This is a genomic window from Paraburkholderia sp. GW821-FHT02A12, assembly GCF_059422005.1.
Genome location: NZ_JBWKWA010000001.1, coordinates 3,487,403 through 3,507,433 on the forward strand (window position 1 = coordinate 3,487,403; position 20,031 = coordinate 3,507,433).

Annotated in this window: 18 protein-coding genes; 11 read left to right on the forward strand and 7 right to left on the reverse strand. The window is 65.3% G+C overall.

What is annotated here, in order from left to right; all coding sequences use genetic code 11:
- Positions 1-163: 163 nt before the first annotated feature.
- Complete coding sequence (locus AC07WT_RS15875) at positions 164-622, reverse strand: hypothetical protein (RefSeq protein ID WP_492590982.1); 459 nt, start codon at positions 620-622, stop codon at positions 164-166.
- Between the two features lie 306 nt (positions 623-928).
- Between AC07WT_RS15875 and AC07WT_RS15880 the strand changes: the two genes are divergently transcribed.
- From AC07WT_RS15880 to fumC, 4 genes are all read left to right on the forward strand, one after another.
- Entirely contained in the window at positions 929-1,147 is a 219-nt protein-coding gene (locus tag AC07WT_RS15880; RefSeq protein ID WP_011489423.1) for an RNA-binding S4 domain-containing protein, read from the forward strand.
- Positions 1,148-1,408: 261 nt separating this feature from the next.
- Positions 1,409-2,830, forward strand: coding sequence for an MATE family efflux transporter (locus tag AC07WT_RS15885; RefSeq protein ID WP_492590984.1), 1,422 nt, complete (start codon positions 1,409-1,411; stop codon positions 2,828-2,830).
- 319 nt (positions 2,831-3,149) lie between these two features.
- Positions 3,150-4,109, forward strand: coding sequence for a ketopantoate/pantoate/pantothenate transporter PanS (panS, locus tag AC07WT_RS15890; protein WP_492590985.1), 960 nt, complete (start codon positions 3,150-3,152; stop codon positions 4,107-4,109).
- 231 nt (positions 4,110-4,340) lie between these two features.
- A complete protein-coding gene (gene fumC / locus AC07WT_RS15895) occupies positions 4,341-5,741 on the forward strand; it encodes a class II fumarate hydratase (protein ID WP_494947701.1) in 1,401 nt (466 codons plus the stop codon).
- A gap of 119 nt (positions 5,742-5,860) precedes the next feature.
- On the opposite strand, the gene AC07WT_RS15900 is transcribed toward fumC, so the two are convergent.
- The 4 genes from AC07WT_RS15900 to AC07WT_RS15915 form a co-directional block, all read right to left on the reverse strand.
- A complete protein-coding gene (locus tag AC07WT_RS15900; protein WP_028199238.1) occupies positions 5,861-6,367 on the reverse strand; it encodes an acyl-CoA thioesterase in 507 nt (168 codons plus the stop codon).
- Between the two features lie 158 nt (positions 6,368-6,525).
- Positions 6,526-7,593, reverse strand: coding sequence for a GlxA family transcriptional regulator (locus tag AC07WT_RS15905; RefSeq protein ID WP_494948439.1), 1,068 nt, complete (start codon positions 7,591-7,593; stop codon positions 6,526-6,528).
- On the reverse strand, positions 7,593-8,744 hold the full coding sequence (locus AC07WT_RS15910; protein WP_494947702.1) for an MFS transporter: 1,152 nt from the start codon (positions 8,742-8,744) through the stop codon (positions 7,593-7,595). Before AC07WT_RS15910 ends, AC07WT_RS15905 begins: the two co-directional genes overlap by 1 nt.
- 153 nt (positions 8,745-8,897) lie before the next feature.
- Positions 8,898-9,041, reverse strand: a complete 144-nt coding sequence (locus AC07WT_RS15915; protein WP_492590988.1) for a hypothetical protein — start codon at positions 9,039-9,041, stop codon at positions 8,898-8,900.
- Positions 9,042-9,244: 203 nt separating this feature from the next.
- Between AC07WT_RS15915 and AC07WT_RS15920 the strand changes: the two genes are divergently transcribed.
- Both AC07WT_RS15920 and AC07WT_RS15925 read left to right on the forward strand, forming a co-directional pair.
- On the forward strand, positions 9,245-9,958 hold the full coding sequence (locus AC07WT_RS15920) for an ArsR/SmtB family transcription factor (RefSeq protein WP_492590989.1): 714 nt from the start codon (positions 9,245-9,247) through the stop codon (positions 9,956-9,958).
- Between the two features lie 204 nt (positions 9,959-10,162).
- A complete protein-coding gene (locus tag AC07WT_RS15925; RefSeq protein WP_494947703.1) occupies positions 10,163-12,967 on the forward strand; it encodes a DUF6600 domain-containing protein in 2,805 nt (934 codons plus the stop codon).
- 91 nt (positions 12,968-13,058) lie between these two features.
- Here AC07WT_RS15925 and AC07WT_RS15930 read toward each other — a convergent pair whose 3' ends face one another.
- Both AC07WT_RS15930 and AC07WT_RS15935 read right to left on the reverse strand, forming a co-directional pair.
- Positions 13,059-14,030: a thymidylate synthase gene (locus tag AC07WT_RS15930; RefSeq protein ID WP_494947704.1), complete on the reverse strand. Its 972-nt coding sequence runs from the start codon at positions 14,028-14,030 to the stop codon at positions 13,059-13,061.
- A 149-nt stretch (positions 14,031-14,179) separates the two neighbouring features.
- Entirely contained in the window at positions 14,180-15,574 is a 1,395-nt protein-coding gene (locus AC07WT_RS15935; protein ID WP_492590992.1) for a sigma-54 dependent transcriptional regulator, read from the reverse strand.
- Between the two features lie 533 nt (positions 15,575-16,107).
- On the opposite strand from AC07WT_RS15935, the gene AC07WT_RS15940 reads away from it, so the two are divergent.
- The 5 genes from AC07WT_RS15940 (at position 16,108) to AC07WT_RS15960 (ending at position 20,027) form a co-directional block, all read left to right on the forward strand.
- Entirely contained in the window at positions 16,108-16,605 is a 498-nt protein-coding gene (locus tag AC07WT_RS15940; protein ID WP_494947705.1) for a hypothetical protein, read from the forward strand.
- Between the two features lie 81 nt (positions 16,606-16,686).
- Positions 16,687-17,244 (forward strand): FapB/FapC family functional amyloid domain-containing protein, encoded by a 558-nt coding sequence (locus AC07WT_RS15945; RefSeq protein WP_494947706.1) that lies wholly within the window; start codon positions 16,687-16,689, stop codon positions 17,242-17,244.
- Positions 17,245-17,322: 78 nt separating this feature from the next.
- Positions 17,323-18,036, forward strand: a complete 714-nt coding sequence (locus tag AC07WT_RS15950; protein ID WP_494947707.1) for a C39 family peptidase — start codon at positions 17,323-17,325, stop codon at positions 18,034-18,036.
- 7 nt (positions 18,037-18,043) lie between these two features.
- Positions 18,044-18,466 (forward strand): hypothetical protein, encoded by a 423-nt coding sequence (locus AC07WT_RS15955; protein WP_494947708.1) that lies wholly within the window; start codon positions 18,044-18,046, stop codon positions 18,464-18,466.
- The gene (locus AC07WT_RS15960) at positions 18,459-20,027 is read left to right on the forward strand and encodes a sigma-54 dependent transcriptional regulator (protein ID WP_494947709.1); all 1,569 of its coding nucleotides are present in this window, start codon (positions 18,459-18,461) and stop codon (positions 20,025-20,027) included. The genes AC07WT_RS15955 and AC07WT_RS15960 overlap by 8 nt, the downstream gene beginning before the upstream one ends.
- Positions 20,028-20,031: the final 4 nt, after the last annotated feature.

A 20,031-nucleotide genomic window follows, 5' to 3' on the forward strand; every position in this document is an offset into this window, starting at 1 on the left:
TTTCACCGTGAGACGGCAAGGCGTTCACCATGCCCTGCCTTCGGCTAGCGCCTCATGCTGCTCCGCGTCAGCCGGATTGTCGCCGGCGTTCGCCTTGCCGGCGTCGGCTCGCGCGCCTTGAACCGCGCTATCGACGCCTCAGCACAACGCGCTTAGTGCTTTATTAGTGCTTCACATCAGCGCCGTCATCCTGATCGGCTGCCTGACCTTGCATGTTCATCTTCATTTCGTTGCTGGCGGCCTGCTTGTCCGCCTTCTGGTTGATCCTGGCGTTGCGCACCTGCTGGTTGTATTGCGACTTGGCAGCCTTCTGCTGTTCCTTCAGTTCAGCCTTCGACGACTTCTTCTGCGCCCGGAATTCGGCGTTAGCCTGCGCATCGGCGTCGCGCTTCTGAACCAGCGGGTCGGTCGAGCCCGGCGCCGTCAGACGGGTCGGAGCCGGCGTGACCGGCTGCACGCCCTGCGCGGCAGGCGCTGCGGGTGCTAGATCGGCGCCTTGGGTCTGAACCTGTGCCTGCGCGGAGAGGCCGGCGGCCGGTTGCGCGGCGGTCTGAGCGACAGCGGCGGTCGCGGCAAAGGCAGTAAGGGCGGTACCGATCAGGAGCGTACGAATCTGGGTCATGATTGTTTCCTCTCTAAGGTTGTCAGGACACGGGCGTCGAGTCTGGCGTGACGTATCGATGCGTGCCTCGCCCGGTCTGCCGCCTGCTGGAGAATGCGGGAAAAATCCAGCAGGCTTTTCTACAGACCGCCCCTTTCGGAGTGAAGTTCGCGAGAAACACCCAGTGTTACGGAACGTTTCATTTTCTGACAAGTACATAACATCTGCTTGCAAATGCCTATGCACGACGGGAAATCCACGTGGACGCCGATCCAGGGCAAGCTTCTGGCTTATGATGCGAACCCTTTGCCTGAAGGCGCAAACGCCATGCCCAACCTCGATTTCACACTGACCGGCGACTACGTCGAACTGCACAATCTCCTGAAGATAACGGGCCTCGCGGACAGCGGCGGCTCGGCGAAAATGATGGTCGCGGACGGCGCCGTGACCGTCGACGGCCGGGTCGAAACGCGTAAGACCTGCAAAATCCGCGCGGGCCAGGTGGTATTGCTCGGCGATACGCGGATCGCGGTGCACGAAGCTTGATGCGCGGGAGGCGCCGTACTCCGAGAATCCGGAGCCCGTACGCGCACCAAAATTGTGCCTGCTCCATCGACATTGCCGCGCCCAGGCAATAAGCTGTTGGTTTCGACAGACAAACAGTCAGCTGACAGCGACCCTGCGCACTCGGCGGCCAAGCCGTGTTTCGCAGCCGCCGCCCTGATCGCTCTGGTTGTCCCGAGTTGTCCCGCTTGTCCTGCTCGCTCTGGCCGTCGGTCTGTCGCCACTTCCGCCGTTAAGCGCTCAATGACTCAATCCGGCTTCACCAGGGTGGCCGCCCGGCCGCCGACCCTGACCCGCCACGCCGCCGACACCGCCCGTCTCGCCGCCCCGCTCGCCATCGCGCAGCTGTCGCAAATGGCGATGGGCGTCACCGACACGATCCTGCTCGGCTCGCTCGGTCCCGACGCGCTCGCCGCCGGCGGTCTCGGCGCGAATCTGTTCTTTGTCGTGGTCACGCTGCTGCAAGGCGTGCTGACCTCGGTCAGCGTGAGCGTGTCGCACGCGCGCGGCGCCCAGGACGAGGGCCGCGTGCCGCATATCTACTGGACCGGCTTCGTGCTGTCGGTGCTGCTGTCGGTGCCGGCGTTCTTCCTGCTGTCGTTCGCCACACCGGTCCTGCTGGCGTTCGGCGAGCCCGCGCTGCTCGCGCACAACGTCGGCGAATACGCGGCGGTCCTGCGCTGGGGCGCGCTCGGCAGTCTGATCGGCGTGGGGCTGCTGCGTTCGTTCTTGCCGGCGATCGGCGCGGCCAGGCGGCTCCTGTGGGTGTCGCTCGTGAGCGTCGTCGTGAACGGTTTTCTCAACTACGGGCTGATCCACGGCGCCTATGGTCTGCCCCGGCTCGGCTTTCTCGGCTCGGCGGCGGCCACCACGATCACGGTCTGGCTGAGCGCGCTGGTGCTGATGGCGCTGCTGCATCTGCGGCCGCGCTATCGCCATTTCGTTGTCGCGACGCGGCCGAACGTGCCGTTGATGGGCGAGCTGTTCGGCATCGGCTGGCCGGTTGCGATCACCTACGGTGTCGAATCGACGCTGTTCCTCGCCACCGGCCTGATGGTCGGGTTGCTCGGCGAGTCGCAACTGGCTGCGCACCAGATCGCGTTGAACGTCGCCTCGGTGGCCTTCATGGTGCCGCTCGCGATCGGCCAGGCGGCCAACGTGCGGGTCGGCTTCTGGTCCGGCGCGGGGCAGCCGCTCGCTGCGCGCCACGCGGGTTTCGTCGCGCTGGCGCTCGGCGTCGGCTTCATGACGCTGTCGGGCATCGTGCTGATCGCCGCGCCGCACTGGATCGTCGGCCTGTATCTGCATCTCGACGACCCGGCCAATGCGGCGACGATTGCACTCGCCAGTTCGCTGCTCGGCGTGGCGGCGATCTTCCAGATCGTCGACGGCATGCAGACGGTCGGCTCGGGCTGCCTGCGCGGTTTGAAGGACACGCGCGTGCCGATGATCGTCGCGTCGTTCGGTTACTGGGCGATCGGCTTTCCGACCGGCTATACGCTGGCGTTTCATTTCGGCCTCGGCGCACGCGGCCTGTGGTGGGGACTCGCGGCGGGCCTCGCCAGCGTCGCGCTATTGATGACGCTGCGCTTTCACAAGCTGAGCTTGCGGCGCGTGCCGCCCGCATCCTCTGCGCCCACCCGGCCGCCCGCCCAGTCCGCTTGAGCTAAGCAAAGCACGGATGGTTGGTTGGCCGCGCTGGGAATCCGGTTGCACGCGCAACCAACGAATCCCGGCTAAGGCGCCTCGAACTGTAAAATGCGCGCTTTGGCACGCGTTGACACGCGTTTGGCAGATACGCGCGCACCCGCGCGACGCCGCTTGCGCTCCTCACGAAGGCCCGCGCCGCCCAACGGCTCATCATCCGCCGCCAGGGCCTGCCGCTCATCGCGAGCGGGACCCCGAGCACCTGCCGCGACTGACAGCGTGCCGATCGACCGACCCTCGACATTCACCATAAAACCAGAACCAAGGATCACCCGTCATGCTTGCCCGCGTCACCCGTTTATTTCCCCTCTGGGCGGTGCTCATTTCGATTGCCGCATACTCTTCGCCCGCCTCTTTCACCGGCATTGCGCCGCACGTCACCACGCTCCTGACGATCATCATGCTGGCGATGGGCGTCACCTTATCGGTGGCCGATTTTCAGCGCGTCTTCACGCGGCCCGCGCCGGTCATCGCCGGCATCGTGCTGCATTACCTCGTGATGCCGCTGGCCGCGTGGGTGATCGCCAAGGCGCTGCGCATGCCGCCCGATCTGACTGCGGGCATGGTGCTGGTGGGCAGCGTCGCGAGCGGCACGGCGTCGAACGTGATGATCTATCTGGCGCGCGGCGACGTCGCGTTGTCGGTGACGATCAGCGCGTTGTCGACGCTGGTCGGCGTGTTCGCGACGCCGCTCCTCACGCGCCTTTACGTGGATGCGTCGATCGCCGTCGACGTGCACGGCATGCTGATGAGCATTCTGCAGATCGTCGCGCTGCCGATCGTGATCGGCCTCGTCGTCAATCATCTGTTCGGCAAGGCGGTGCGCAAGGTCGAGCCGGTTCTGCCGTTGATCTCGATGGTGGCGATCCTGCTGATCATCGGTGCGGTGGTGGGCGGCACGCAGAAGAGCATTGCGTCGGTCGGCCTCGTAGTGATGCTCGGCGTCGTGCTGCACAACGGCATTGGCCTGCTCGGCGGCTATTGGGGCGGTCGTTTGCTCGGCTTCGACGAAGCCGTTTGCCGGACGCTCGCTATTGAAGTGGGCATGCAGAATTCGGGGCTTGCCGCGACGCTTGGGAAGCTCTACTTCACGCCTATCGCGGCATTGCCCGGTGCTCTGTTTTCGGTGTGGCACAACCTTTCCGGCTCGTTGCTTGCCGGGTACTGGGCGGGACGTCCTGCTAAAGGTTCTACCAATCAGGATGGCCCACAGGGATTGAACGCCGGGCGCGGTTAATTTCACCGATGCCGGGGAGGCGGCACGACGCATTCTGTCTGCACGCCTTCCGGCACATCACCAGATGCCACCGCCTCAAAGGCAAAAAAGCAAAAGCAAGGACCGACGTCGAAGACGGCGTCCGCCGCACGTACCTCTTCGATCCGCAAGCGGGTTTTTACCGGAACGCGCTAACAGGACTATTCTCCCTATTGCCCGTCAACGCACAACTTTGAGAAGCGGAGTTGAACCATGACTGAAGACGTACGAATGGAGCGCGACACGTTCGGTGAAATCGCCGTGCCGAACGCCCGCCTTTGGGGCGCGCAGACGCAGCGCTCGTTGCAGAATTTCCGCATTTCGACCGAGAAGCAATCGCCCGAACTGATCACCGCGTTGGCCGTGATCAAGCGCGCCGCCGCCGAAGTGAATCTCGACCTCGGCATGCTCGACGAAAGCAAGGCGAACGCGATCATGCAGGCGGCCGACGAAATCATCGACGGCAAACATCCGGAAGAATTCCCGCTCGCAGTCTGGCAAACCGGCTCCGGCACGCAGACCAACATGAACCTCAACGAGGTGATCGCGAATCGCGCGAGCGAGCTGCTCGGCGGCGAGCGCGGCGAAGCGCGCAAGGTGCATCCGAACGACGACGTCAATCGCGGCCAGTCGTCGAACGACGTGTTTCCGACAGCGATGCACGTGGCCGCCGCTTACGGCATCGTCAAGCATCTGCTGCCCGCGCTGAACACGCTGCGCGACACGCTCGACGCCAAAGCGAAAGCATTCACCGACATCGTCAAGATCGGCCGCACGCACTTGCAGGACGCGACGCCGCTCACGCTGGGCCAGGAGTTTTCAGGGTATGTGGCGCAACTCGATCACGGCATCCGTCATGTCGAGTCGGCGCTGCCGCATCTGTACGAACTCGCGCAGGGCGGCACGGCGGTCGGCACCGGTTTGAACGCGCATCCGCAGTTCGCGGCCAAAGTGGCCTCGGCAATCGCGAAGCTGACCGGTGTGCCGTTCGTGTCGGCACCGAACAAATTCGAAGTGATGGCCGCGGCCGACGCGCTGGTGTTCGCGCACGGCGCGCTGAAGACGGTGGCCGCGAGCCTGAACAAGATCGCCAACGATATTCGCTGGCTCGCGAGCGGCCCGCGTTGCGGTCTCGGCGAACTTTCGATTCCGGAGAACGAACCGGGCAGCTCGATCATGCCCGGCAAAGTCAATCCAACCCAGTCCGAAGCCTTGACGATGCTCTGCGCGCAGGTGTTCGGCAACGATGTGGCGGTGAATATCGGCGGTGCGAGCGGCAACTTCGAGTTGAACGTGTTCCGGCCGATGATCGCGCACAACGTGCTGCAATCGATCCGCCTGCTCGCCGACGGCGCGCACAGTTTCAACGACAACTGCGCGGTGGGGATCGAGCCGAATCGCGAGCGCATCGATACGTTGCTCAACGAATCGCTGATGCTGGTGACGGCGCTCAATCCGCACATCGGCTACGACAAGGCCGCGAAGATCGCGAAAAAAGCGCACAAGGAAGGCACGACGCTGAAGGCGGCCGCGCTGGCGCTCGGCTTTGTCACCGAGCAGCAATTCGACGAATGGGTGCGGCCCAACGATATGGTCGGGCATTCGGCGGGCTGAGCGCGCCAAATCGCGCTGAGCGCTGAGCGCTGACCGGCGGGCGACGGGCGGCGCGATCTGGGTTCAGCGCCTGGCCCGCCCGTGACGCCTGTAACTGCCGGGATACCCGGAAGCGGCGCTTAAACCTTCCCCTGCGCCACTTCTTCCGGCTTCAGCTCGACGATCGCGTCGAGCGCTTCCTTCACGTCCATCGCGTACTTCGCCAGACGTTTCTGTTCGTCTGTCTCCGGCACGAACGCGGGCACCGGCACCGGGTGGCCGTTTTCGTTGACGGCGACCATCACGACGAGGCAATCCGTGGTTTGCAGCAGCTCGCCGCCCTTCGGATCGCCCGCCTGCACCGACACGTGGATATGCATGCTGGTGCGGCCCGTCGCGACGACCCGCGCGCGCAGCTCGACCAGATTGCCGACCAGAATCGGCCGGCGAAAGCGGATGTTGCCGACGCTGACCGTCACGCAATAGCGCCCCGACCACACCGCCGAGCACGCATACGCCGTCTCGTCGATCCACTTCATCAAGGCGCCGCCGTGCACCTTGCCGCCGAAGTTGACTGAGCTGGGCTCGGCGAGAAAGCGGAAAGTGGTTTCGGAACGGTCCAGCGGCGCTAAGGCAGGGGTGCTCATCTTGACTCCGGTCAATCGGATGCATTGAAAGGAGCCGATTATACGAGCGCAATATTGACTTCATCGCGCGCTGTACAGGCGTGGGGCGCCGTCAGACTTTCGTCTAACTTTAGCCTGGCTTGCTTTAACGCCGCTCGCGTGACCGATCAGGCCGCCTCTCAGCCCGCTGCCGAAGCCGCCGTGGGCCGCCGCGCCACCGCCGACGCAAAGCGCTCCCGGTAATCGAGCGGCAGCACGCCGAAGCGCCGCACAAACGCACGCCGCAAATTCTGTTCGCTGCCGAAACCGCAGTCGAGCGCGATCCGCTTGAGCGGCCGGCGCGATTCCGCCAGCGCCCGCGAAGCCGCCTCCAGCCGCAATGCGGACACGGTTTTGGCCGGCGTGCGGCCGACCTCGTCGACGTAGCGCCGCGCGAACGTGCGCGGACTCATCTGCGCGCGCTCGGCCAGCCGCTCGACCGACAGGTCGTCGCGCAAATGCGCCGCCATCCAGCTATGCAGCGCCTCGAACGGCCCGCCCGCCGATGCCTGCGCCGCCAGCGCGGCGCTGAATTGCGACTGGCCGCCGGGCCGCTTCATGAAGACGACGAGACGACGCGCTGCCTGCATCGCGACCGCGTGGCCCACGTCTTCTTCGATCAGCGCGAGGGCCAGGTCGATGCCCGCAGTCACGCCGGCCGACGTCCAGATCACGCCGCCCTCGCCCTCATCTGTGCTCTCACGTACATCGCGGATAAAGATCGGATCGGCGTCCACCTGCACTTTGGGGAAGCGGCGCGCGAGGTTGGCCGCGTTGCGCCAATGGGTCGTCGCGCGGCGGCCGTCGAGCAGGCCCGCCGCCGCGAGATAGAAGGCGCCTGTGCACACCGAGCACACGCGCCGCACCTGCGGCGCGCGGCGCTTGATCCACGCGACGAGTTCAGGCTGCAAGGTGCAGTGTTCGTCGATCGGGACGCCGGGGACGATCAGCGTGTCGATCGGCTGGTCGTCGAGCGAGTCGAGCCGCTCGGTGACGACCGGCAGGCCGGGAAAGGTTTGCAGCACGCCGCCTTCGATCGACGCGACGGTGGTTCGGTAAGCCACTGGCGCCGGGGGCTTGCCGCCTGATCCGGCGGAGACAGTGGCAGCGACTGTCAATTCGGCGCGGCAGAACGCTTCGAGCGGACCGCTCGCGTCGAGCAGCACGAGGTCGGGGGCGACCGCGAAGACGATGTGGCGAACGGGCATCATGAAAGCACCGCCGCCGAGCGCCTGCGCGACCACGCATAGGCAAGCGTCGCGAGCGCCGCTGCGCCCAGCAGCGGAAAGATCGCCGCATTGATCGTCGCCCAGCCGAAATGCGCGAGCAATTGCCCAGCGGACAACGAACCCAGCGCGGAGAACGCAAAGGTGGTGAATTCGCTGGCCGCCTGCGTCTTGGCGCGCTCGGACGGCCGATACGATTGCGCGAGCAGCGTCGTGCCGCCGACAAACATAAAATTCCAGCCGACACCGAGGCACGCGAGCGCCGCGTAGAAATACGGCAGATCGGTCGAACGCAACGCGAACACGCCGCACAGCGCCGACAGCGCGATCCCCGCGCCGATCACCGGCAGCACGCCGAAGCGCTTGATCAGCCGCGCGGAAAACAGCGACGGCGCGAACATGCCGACCAGATGCCACTGGATGATCGCCGCGCCGTCGCCGATCGTATGGCCGCAAGCGACCGCGGCAATCGGCGTCGCAGTCATCACGAACATCATGACCGCGTAGCCGAGCGCGTTGTTGGCGAGCGCCGCGGCGAAGATCGGCTGGCGCACGATCTCGCCGAGCGGCCGGGCGGGCTCGTGAGCAATCGCCACGCTCGCGGACGGCTCGGCGTCGCGATACAGCAGCGCTAGCAGTGCAATCGACGCAAGGCCGAAGCCGGTGACGAGCGCATAGGAGCCCGCGAACGCGACCGGCGCGAGCCAGTCCTTGCTCCACGCGGCCAGCAGCGGCCCGCAGACGGCGGCCACCACCCCGCCGGTGAGCACCGTCGAAATCGCGCGGCTCTTGCCGTCGATCCCGACGGCATCGGCGGCGGCCAACCGGTAATACTGCGCGAACGCCTGAAACACGCCGACCGTCGCGGTGCCGGCGCAAAACGCCCAGAAACTGTGGTGAAAGATCGCCCACACCGAAACCGCGCCGCCCAGCGCGCCGACGCCCGCGCCGAGCACGAAGCCCGCGCGCCGCCCGATCCGCGCCATCAGGAACGACGCGAAGATCGTGGTCAGCGCGGCAGCGACGGTGATCAGCGAAAACGGCAGTACGCGCGCGGCGCGCCGGCCATGCGGGTCGGAATGACGGGAGCCGGCGTTAGCGGCGGCAAGAGAGGGAGCAGCGGATGGCGGCATCGGTCGAGCTCGAGCGGCGGAAGTGGCGATGCCTGAATCGTCACATAGCCGATGATGGCAGAAATGACAATGATGCATCAATTCCAGCCAGCCATTGCCATTGCCATTGCTATTGCCCTTGGCCGCCGCGAACCGTGATCGCGCCACGCGGGCTCATTTATGAAAGGTGATGCCTTCGTCGATGGTGCCGTACATGGTGATGCTGCCCGTGCCCGCACCCGACGACGACCCCGAACCGCCCTGCGCGCACGCACTGAATAGCAGGACCGCGGCGGCGACGGCAAAAAGAAGTTTCATGACGGCGTGTTCCCGCAAAGAGAGACTTCAATTCTAGCCTGACGGCCCGGCGCGGCGCCGCAAGCGCCACTGCCGGCCCGCGCCCACCGTCTTTTCGTAGCTGCTGCATTCCATCATTCACGCTAAGCTGAAACATCGAATACCGCAGACAGATACAGTGAGCTGTATGGCGCCATGCACGCGCCGCCCACCGGAGACGCCCGATGCCCGCCCCCCTTGCAGACGAACAGAGTCACTTCCCAGGTTTGAGCCGTATCGGCGCGCTGCTCGCCGACCCGGGCCGTGCCGCGATGCTATGGGCGCTGATGGACGGCAGCGCCCGCCCGGCCGGCGAACTGACGATGATCGCGGGGCTGTCGCCGTCGGCGGCCAGCGCCCATCTCGCGCGCCTGACCGACGGTGGCCTGCTCGCGCTCGAAGTGCGTGGCCGGCATCGCTATTTCCGGATCGCGTCGCCGGATATCGCGGCGTCGATCGAAGCGCTCGCCAACGTCGCGCAAGTCAGCGCGCAGCAGCGGCCGGTACCGCGCCCGGCGCGAACTGTACCTGTCGACATGCGCTATGCGCGCACCTGCTACGACCACATGGCGGGCGAGTTGTCGGTGCGCGTGTACGAACGGCTGGTCGAGCGCGGCCTGCTGACGCTGCACGGCACTTCGCTCGAAGCCACCGCCGAGGGCGCCGAGCGCTTTGCCGAATGGGGTATCGACATGGCCGTCCAGCACACCCGCCGGCGCCGCTTTGCCTGCACCTGCCCCGACTGGAGCGAGCGGCGTCCGCATCTGGGCGGCGCGCTCGGCGCGGCGCTGCTCGATTCGTGGTCGAGCCGCGGCTGGGTCGAGCGCACCGAGCGGCCGCGCATCCTGCGCATCACGCCGGCCGGTCATCGGCATTTCGATGCGTTTCTGGCCGCATGAGGCTGCATTTCAGACCTGTTTCAATTACAGAAACGCCGCAGTTGCCTTACAGGAAAAGGTGGAATAGAGGCATTGAGACCGGCATTGAGACCTTTTGTTACACGCTGGTGAGGGAGCCTTACAAAACTGGGAGCCTTGAAACAAACCGTGCGGGTAGAGTTGATTCACGGACGCCGCAAAATGCGGCGCCGTCGGAGAAAACTCATGAGAACAGTCGCCAATCACCCAAGTTCGACACGGCGTGTCATCGGCTACACGCTGATCGCTGCCGCCGCCTTCATGTTCGCGGCGCAAGCCGCCCTCGCGCAGGAAGTCCAGCAGGCGCCGCCGGGCGCCGCCGGGCCGGTGGCCGCGAGCCAGAACACCGATCCGCCCAGTCGCGTCGCGCGGCTGAACTACATGGCCGGCACGGTGACGACCGAACCGGCCGGCGCGACCGACTGGTCGTACGCGCAGCTCAACCGCCCGCTCACCACCGGCGACCAGATGTGGAACGACCAGAACGCGCGCTCCGAATTGCACATCGGCTCGACCGCGGTGCGCCTCGGCCAGTCCACCAGCCTCGACCTGCTGAATCTCGACGACAACAGCGCGCAACTGAAAGTCGCGCAAGGCACGTTGTCGGCGCGGGTGCGCGATCTCGCACCGGGGTCGTCGTATGAAATCGACACGCCGAATCTGGCGCTCGGCCTGAACGGTCCCGGCGACTACCGTGTCGACGTCGCACCGGACGGCAGCAGCACTACCGTCACCGTACGCCGCGGCAGCGCCACCGTGTACGGCGACAACGGCCAGGTGCCGGTCAGCGCGGGCCAGCAGATCAGCTTTGCCGGCACCAACCTGCAACAGGTCGCCGACAACGGCGCGCCGGGCCTCGACGGCTTCGATCAATGGGCCGCGAGCCGCGACGCCGCGGAAGACCGCTCGGTGTCGGCGCGCTACGTATCGCGCGAGATTCCGGGCTACCAGGATCTCGACGCCAACGGCACATGGCGCAGCAGTCCGCAATACGGCGAGGTATGGGTGCCGCGCGCCACACCCGTCGGCTGGGCGCCCTATCACGACGGCCATTGGGTCTGGCAGGCGCCGTGGGGCTGGACCTGGGTCGACGACGAGCCGTGGGGTTTCGCGCCCTACCACTACGGCCGCTGGGCCTATGAAGACGACTCGTGGGCATGGGTGCCGGGCCCGATCGTGGTCAGCGAGCCGCCTGTGTATGCGCCGGCGCTGGTCGCCTTCGTGGGCGGCGGCGGACCCGGAATCGACTGGGGCGTGAGCCTTGCCATCGGCGGCGCGGTCGCGGCCGGTTGCGCATGGTTCCCGCTCGGCCCGGGCGAGCCGTGGCATCCGCACTGGGGCGACCACGATCACTGGAGTCCGCGCTACTACGACCGCGTCAACCAGACGACGATCGTCAACAACTACAACCACAACGTCAATGTGACGAACGTGAACGTGACCAACATTCACAACACGTACGTCAACTATCGTGTGCCGGGCGCTGTGACCGCCGTGCCGGCGACGGCTTTCGTGCACGGTCAGCCGGTTGCGCGCTTTGCGCAGAAGGTCGATCCGCAGCAATGGCGCAATGCCCGGATCAATCCGGGCGCGCCGGGAATCGCGCCGGTGCGGCAAAGTTTCGGCCCGGGGCTGCGCAACGCGAACTACCGGCCGCCTGCTGAAGTGGCAGCGCGCCCGGTGGTTGCGACGCGCAATCCAGGGACGCCGGCGGCGTTCCACGACAGCCTCGCGCAACGTTTTGCACAAAGCGGCGGCCGGGTGCCGGGCGCGGGGGCGCCGATCGTGCGGACTTCCGTGCCGGCGCACTTCGCGGGTGGCCCGGGCAGCGTGGGTGGCCCTGGTGCAGCAAGTGGGATACCAGCGCAGAACGTGCGGGTCGTGCAGTCGCATATCGCCGGCCGGCCGCCTGGCATGGCGCAGGGCGCGCCGGGAACGCTGAGGGCGATGCAACAGACCGGACAGCGACCGGGCGAAGCAGCGCCGCTCAATGGGCAGCCGCCGCAACGTGGCGGAGAAATGCAAGCGCGGCCGGGCATGCCGCCGCAGATGGCCAACGAGCGGCCACAGCCCGGCCAGGTCGGCCAGCCCGGTCATCCGTCCAATGGCGTGCCGCGTCCGCCGCAAGCGGGCGGCGGCAATCTGAACGGCTTTGCGCAGCAACAGCCACAGCAGCACGGAATGCCGGCGCAAGCGAATCTGCAAGCGCCCCAGCAGCCCGGCGCGAACGGGCGGCGCGAGCCGGTATGGACGCAGCCGCATACGCCGATGGCCCAGCAGGCGCAGCAGCATGGCGGCCCGCAGCCGCAGCCGGGACAGGCGGGGTTCGCGCCGCAACCCGGCGCGCAAGCCAACGCGGGGATGCAACAACATGGCGCACCGCGTCCGTCGGAAAACCCCGCCGCGATGGCCCAGCAGCCGCACGGCCAGCCACGCCCGGCGGAGAACCCGGCTGCGACGCAACAGATGCGCCAGCCGCAACAGCAACAGCAGCCGCAGCCGCAACAGGTACAGCGTCAGCCCGAACCGCAGGCGCCGCGCCCGCCGGAAGTCCACGCCCAGCCGCAAGCGCCGCGGCAGCAGGAATTCCGTCCGCAACCGGTTCAACAGGTGCAGCAGCCCCACCCGCGCCAGGAGTTCCATCCGCAGCCAGTGCAGCAACCGCGGCCGCAGCCGATGCCACAGGTGCAGCAGCCGCCGCGCCAGGAGTTTCATCCGCAACCGGCGCCGCAGCCACGGCCGCAGCCGATGCAGCAGGTGCAGCAGCCGCCGCGCCAGGAGTTCCATCCGCAACCGGCGCCGCAGCCACGGCCGCAGCCGATGCCACAGGTGCAGCAGCCACCGCGCCAGGAGTTCCATCCGCAACCGGCACCGCAGCCGCGTCCCGAGCCGCGTCCGCAGCAGGTGCAGCAGCCGCGCCCGCAACCGCAGCCGCAACACGCGGAGCAGCATTCGGGTAGCGGCACCCGGGACGAGCACCACAAGGGCTAATGAAGGTAGAACACCGTCGTTTGACGACGGCATGAAAAAACCCCCGCGATTTGCATCGCGGGGGTTTTTCTTCACATCGGCCGGCAAACGCTCAGATCGCCATCGGCGCGGTCAGCGGCTCGTGATGACGGTAGCCGACCAGCGAGAAATCCGACGGCTCGATTTTCTCAAGCCATTCCGGCTCGTACACGCCGGTTTGCGCGTAGTCGGGCACCCGGTCCGAGATCGCGAAGGCCGGACTTTCGTACGGCTCGCGCGTGAGCTGTTGCTGCAACATATCGAGCTGATTCTCGTAGATGTGCGCATCGCCGATGAAATAAGTGAACCAGCGCGGCTTATAACCCGTCAACCGGCCAACCAGATGCAGCAACGCCGCGCCTTCGGCCAGATTGAACGGCGTGCCGAGCCCGACGTCGTTGCTGCGAATGTACAGACACAACGAAATCTCGCGGCGCGCCACGTTCGGCAGGAATTGATAAAGCAGATGGCAAGCCGGCAACGCGATCTGGTCCAGCACCGCGGGGTTCCATGCATGAAACAGAATGCGCCGGTCGGCGGGGTTCTGCATGATCGTGTCGAGGCACTGGCGCAACTGGTCGATCGCCTTGTACAGCAGCACTTTGCGGCTGCCGTTTTCGTCGAATTCGGTGATCACCTGAAAGCCGCGGGCAGCGGCGTCGGCCAGCTGCGCGCTCGCGGCGGCGTCCAGCACCTTGTAGGCAGGCCATTGGCGCCATTGCACGCCGTATACGTCGCCGAGATCGTCCGGGCCTTCGCGATACGGATTCGCGAGCCATTGCGGATTCTGGTTGGCGTTGGCGTCCCACACCTTGCAGCCGAGATCGCGAAAATCCGCCGCGCTGCGCGACGCGCGCAAAAACCCGACCAGTTCGCCCACCGCCGACTTGAACGCCAGCTTTTTCGTGGTGACCGCTGGGAAGCCCTGCTGAAGGTCGAAGCGCAACATCGCGCCCGGCATGCTGATGGTGCGGATGCCGGTGCGGTTCTCCTGCCACGTGCCGGTGTCGAGAATCATGCGGACGAGGTCGAGGTATTGTTTCATGCGGGTTCCTTCGGCCGGCGCGTGCGCGCGCCGCGGAAATTGGAGGAAAACCCGATTTTAACAAGCGTAGCTGCGCGGCGCCCGGCCGCGGCTTGCGAAGTCGAAAATACCGGCGGGGAAGCCGCGGCGGGCAAGACTCGCGCGGTCTGTCAGAGATGCGGCACCGAAGCCGGCAAATCGCTGTGCGGCGTGACCAGCGGCTCGCCTTCCATATGGCGCATGCCGTGCGCGCAAAGCAGGCGGTACAAGGTCACGCGCGAGATGCCCAGCTCCTGCGCGGCATCGCCCAGACGCCCACGATGGCGCAGCAGCGCCAACTCGATCGCCTGGCGCTCGGCCGCTTCGCGCGCCTGCGCGAGCGATACCGGCACGATCTCGACGTACTCGGCCAGCTCCAGATCGCGCGCCGTGATCGCACGCCCTTCCGACATCACGATCGCGCGCCGCACCCGGTTGATCAGCTCGCGCACATTGCCCGGCCAGCCGTAGTTATGCAGCGCCGCGATCGCGTCGGGTGCGAAGCCGCGCAAACGGCGGCTTGCATCTTTCTTGAAACGTTCCAGCATGTGCCGCGCAAGCAGTTCGATATCCTTACCACGTGCGCGCAACGGCGGTTCATCGATCTGCAGCACGCACAGCCGGTGGTAGAGGTCCGAACGGAACCGCCCTTCGATCATGGCGGCGGTCATATCCACGTGAGTGGCCGAAATGATGCGCACGTCGACGTCGATCGACCCGTGGCCGCCCAGACGCTCCACCTTGCGCTCCTGCAAGAAGCGCAACAGGCTCGCCTGGCTTTCGAGCGGCAGATCGCCGATTTCGTCGAGAAACAGTGTGCCGCCGTTGGCCGCTTCCACCCGGCCGATCTTGCGCTGATTGGCGCCGGTGAATGCGCCGCGCTCGTAGCCGAATAGTTCGGATTGCAGCAGATGCGGCGGAATCGCGCCGCAATTGATCGGCACGAAGGGCGCGTTGCGGCGCGCCGAGCGTTCGTGGATCGCTACCGCCGTCAATTCCTTGCCGGTGCCCGATTCGCCCGAGATGAACACCGGTGCGTCGGTCATCGCCACTTTGCGGATCGAGCGGAACAGCGCGAGCATCGCGTCGCACGAGCCGACCATTTCGCCTTCGGCGCCTTGCGAACCATCGTTCGAAGCGGGTTCGCCCAGCGAGATCATGCCGTACGCGTGACCGACCGAATCGACGATCCTGTCGCCCGGCGAAGGCACCGTTACATAGTCGAAACAATAGTCGCGCACGAGCCGGCGCAAGGCGGCGTCCTGCAATTGTCCCGCCATGGTGGCCGCGACCCAGCCGACGTTCGGCATGGTCAGGCAAGACTCGAATGCGGCGATTTCGTGTGGCTGAAAATGGCTGGACAGATCGAGCAGTCCGCCCGCTGCCATTCCGGCGCGAACGGCACGGCGCACATCGCGCGCCGATCCAACGACTTCGACATGCCAGCCGCGCTGATGAAAGCGAGTATTCAGTTCCGCACTCGGATCGCGTGAAACGTAAATCAGTTGCCGCGTTGCGGGTTCCATTATTCAGATCCTCTCGTCAACGAACGTTAAGGATGACGCACGCACCTGAACCCAGGTTCAGACACGCTGACTCATCCGGGATTCGCGAATCGCAAAAACCGAACGGCCATTCCATTCCGTGCGGACAGCTGATCCCCAAGAAGCGGCGTGTGTGTTTGAGACGGCCCGTTAGCGGGCTTTTTTAAATCTGAAGCTGTTTTCGAGAGCTTACTATACGCGCGCCGCTTGGAAAACAATTATGCGAATTTAATCGTTGCCCCCTTTCCCTACAAGGTTGAGCGGGTAATCGACAGGTATTAAACCTACGAATAAAACCAATGTGGAAGCGCTTTTCATGGCGTTCCCCAAGGTAATTCGTACCGCTGCGATTTAACGAATCGCGGGTATTTTCTGCCTGCCGTTTCAGCGCTGAAACGTTTTGATCCGATTTTTCAGGTTTTACTCCGCGGTTTGCCGGCCGCATCCAGATGCATCAAAGGATTGCGACTCATGGCACATGTTTCGCTAAATGCCATGCACCAAGGAGACACATCATGCGACTCGCTTTGCGCATCGGCATGGGCGGTTTGGCGCCCTGCGCCGCCTTTTGCGTCGCGCTTTGCGCCGCTGGGGCGCTGATCGCCCTGCCCGCCGGCGTCAATGCCCAGGAATCCGCGCTAGTTCAATCCGCCAAACCATCCGATTCCGCCGACACCGGCTCCGCCACCCTCGCGAGCACGACGCCCGCAGCGGCGGCCTCGCCGGATGCGACGGCGCTTGAAAGCAGCCAGCTTGCCGACGACGTACTGAGCATTCCGGCCGATGCTGCATCCGTGAACGATATTTCGCTCGACGGCCAGATGTTGTCGCGGCAACGGGGCGGCGCGCTCGGCATGGTGATGGTGGCGACGACGCCGCAACTGATGCGCGGCGACGGCAGCGGCCACAGCGTAACGCTGTGGGACGAGATCGCTCCACCCTCGCCACTGCCGATTCCGGTCGACGCCGCGCGCGCTGCGCAAAGCAACGTTGCCAGCTACCAAAGAAAGTAGCCGGCCAAAACCAGCGGCGCAATTCAGCGGCTGCCGCGTTCCCGGCGCACCGCACGCTCGCAGGACAGAGCAAGGACCGACATGATCACTTCAACCCGGACTTCGCGCGTACGCAGCCCGGTGGCGGCGCTAGCCGCCCCGGCGGCCGCCGTCGCCCTCTTTACCGCCGACTTCAGCGTCGATGCCGCCGACCATTCGCCGACCGAAACCAACAGCGTGGCCGCCGCGCGAGGTATCGACGCCACGCTCGACAAAACCGACGTGGAGGTGACCGGCCGGATCACGGAACACATCAACACGCAGAAAGCCGGCAATCTGACAGCGACCACCGGCACCGGGGTCGGCAACGGCGTGTCAGGCAACGTCGGCATCGACATCGCGGAAGGCGTCGACAACGCGCAAAGCAACGAAGCATCGCTGGCATCGGTCGATGTCGGCAACGTGTTCGGCAATGCGCAAGTCTTCAACAGCCAGTCGTCGGGCGGTAGCGCCAGGATCAACAACTTCATGGTCAACGCATCGATTGGCGACAACTCGTTGCAAGGCGCGTCGGGCAACATCGGCGTGAACACCGCCGGCGGTGCGGGCAACCTGCAGCACAACGGGTTGGCGATCGCTGCGTTGAACGTGAGCAAATAAGCAGGCGTATCAGGGGGCGGGTAGCGCCGGCGGCCGCCAAAGCAAGGCCGCCGGCGCTAATAAGAGCAGGAGACCAGCATGTCCGGGTTCAAGGGGTTCCCGGCGCTACGATTCGCCGTGGCGCTGGCGAGTTGTGCTTTGTGCGCGAGTGACAGCTACGCGCAGGCGAGCGTCGACACGTCCAGGTTGGCAGGCGTTCCGCTGACCAGGACGGTACGTTCGATGAAGGACATCCGTTACAACCACATCGTCAATCAGCAGTTCGACTACAGCTGCGGTACGGCGGCGCTCGCCACCCTCCTCAAGTACGGCTACGGCATCGATATTCCGGAAATCGAACTGATTCTCCGGATGATGGTGTTCTCCACGCCCGAAGTCGTTATCAGGAACGGCTTCTCGATGCTCAACATGAAGAAGTTCGTCGAGACCATCGGCTTGCGCAGCCGCGGCTTCCGGGTCAACGCCGAAGCGCTCCAACACCTTCAAATCCCCGTGATGGTTCTGATGAACATCGACGGGTATGAGCACTTCGTGATCGTCAAGCATGTTCAGGATGGCCGCGTCTTCGTCGCGGATCCGACGCTCGGCAATCGCATCGTGCTCGAAGAGGACTTCACCAGGACCTGGAACGGTCTTGTGTTCGCAGTCCTCGGCAAACCCTTCAGGGAGGATTCACCGCTGTTGCAGGACAACGAGTCGCTCGCGCTCAAGCTGCGTGCAAGCGCGCTTGCCAACACCACAGCGGCGACTCCTTTTGTCGAATACGGCTTGATCAAGGCAGACCTGTTCTGACCCAACCATGAAGCGCCATCTCTCACAGTTAGGCCTCGCAATCTGCACCACGATGTGCGGCCTGACCGGCAGCGCCTATGCGTCACCAGGCGCCGGCTCGCCACCGGTGCCCGAATTTCTCGCTTCCCACGACATCGGCTCCGCCGCCATCAAGGTGCAGATGGTGGACGACGATGTCCTCGCCAACCAGACCGGCAAATATGCCGGCGCCACGATGATTTCCGGCTTCGTTCTGAATGTGCTTTCGCAATTGCAGTTACCCAACGGCGCGAACGTCCTCGCCCAGGGCACGCTGAGCGCCGTGCAGAACGCGGCCGGCCAACGGCTCGGTGTCGGTCGGCTTGACGCCCGATGCGCCGAATTTCGTGGTGGGCGTGCGGTTTCCCTATACCTTCTGACGTGCCAACGAAACGAGGTCGAACGTGCGTGAATCACCTCATCTGACTAGTGTGGCTCCGGGTGCGGGAGCGGGTGCGGGTTCGCATACGACGCTTGCGCTGCCGAAGGACATGCCGGTGGGCCGTCCCGTCGAAGCCGTGACGAACCGTGCCGCTGTTACGACGATGGCGCCGGTGACCGCGGCTGCCGGCGCGGCAGGCACCCGGGCGCAAACGGAACGCATGCTGCTGTACGTCTCGCGCACGCCGGACGAAACCCTCATCACGCATCTGCAAAGCCGCGGCTGGCACGTCGCAGTGGCGCGCTCGGCGCACGAACTCGGAAGGCTCGTGAAGACGGACGTGGCGTGCGCCGGCATGGTCGATCTGGCGAGCTTTTCACTACGCGATCTGGGTGGACTCGAAGCGAGTTTGCGCCAGCAGCAGATCGGCTGGATCGCACTCGCCACGAGTGAACGCATCACCGATCCGGAGGTGCGGCGGCTCGTGCGCCACTACTGCTTCGACTATGTGAAGATACCGGTGGCGAACGCGACGATCGACTATCTTGTGAGCCACGCGTTCGGCATGGTGACCTTGTGCGAGCCGGAACTCGCCCCGCCCGTCGACGAGTCCGGCGACGACGAAATGGTCGGCACCTGCGAAGCGATGCAGCAGCTCTTTCGCACCATCCGTAAGGTGGCGAACACCGACGCGAGCGTATTCATCTCCGGCGAGTCGGGCACCGGCAAGGAACTCACCGCGCTGGCGATCCACGAACGCTCGCCGCGCCGCAAAGCGCCGTTCATCGCGATCAATTGCGGCGCGATTCCGCACCACCTGCTGCAGTCCGAACTATTCGGCTACGAGCGCGGTGCGTTCACCGGCGCCAGCCAGCGCAAGATCGGCCGGGTCGAAGCGGCCGACGGCGGCACGCTGCTGCTCGACGAAATCGGCGATCTGCCGCTCGAAAGCCAGGCGAGCCTGTTGCGCTTCCTGCAGGAAGGCAAGATCGAGCGGCTCGGCGGCCGCGAGTCGATTCCGGTCGACGTGCGGATCATTTCGGCCACGCACGTCGATCTGGAAAGCGCGATGCGCGAAGGGCATTTCCGCGCCGACCTGTTTCACCGCCTTTGCGTGCTGCGCATCGACGAACCGCCGTTGCGCGCACGCGGCAAAGACATCGAAATCCTCGCGCATCACATTCTGCACAAGTTCAAGATCGACAGTGCGCGCAAGATTCGCGGCTTCACGCCGTCGGCGATCGAGGCCATGTACAACTACAACTGGCCGGGCAACGTGCGCGAGCTGATCAACCGCGTGCGCCGCGCGATCGTGATGGCGGAGAACAAGCTGATTTCCGCCGACGACCTCGATCTCGCCCAGTTCACCGAGCAGCAGACCATGAGCCTGTCGCAAGCGCGCGAGGCTGCCGAAAAGCGCGCAATCGTAGCGGCGCTGTTGCGCCATCGGCATCGGCTGAACGAGGCGGCGGCGGATCTGAATATTTCGCGCGTCACGCTGTACCGCCTGATGGGCCACCACGGCTTGCGCGAAATGAGCGCGGCCGACGACAAACCGCCCTTCGGCGCCGACGATCCCGTCCAGGAATGACGCC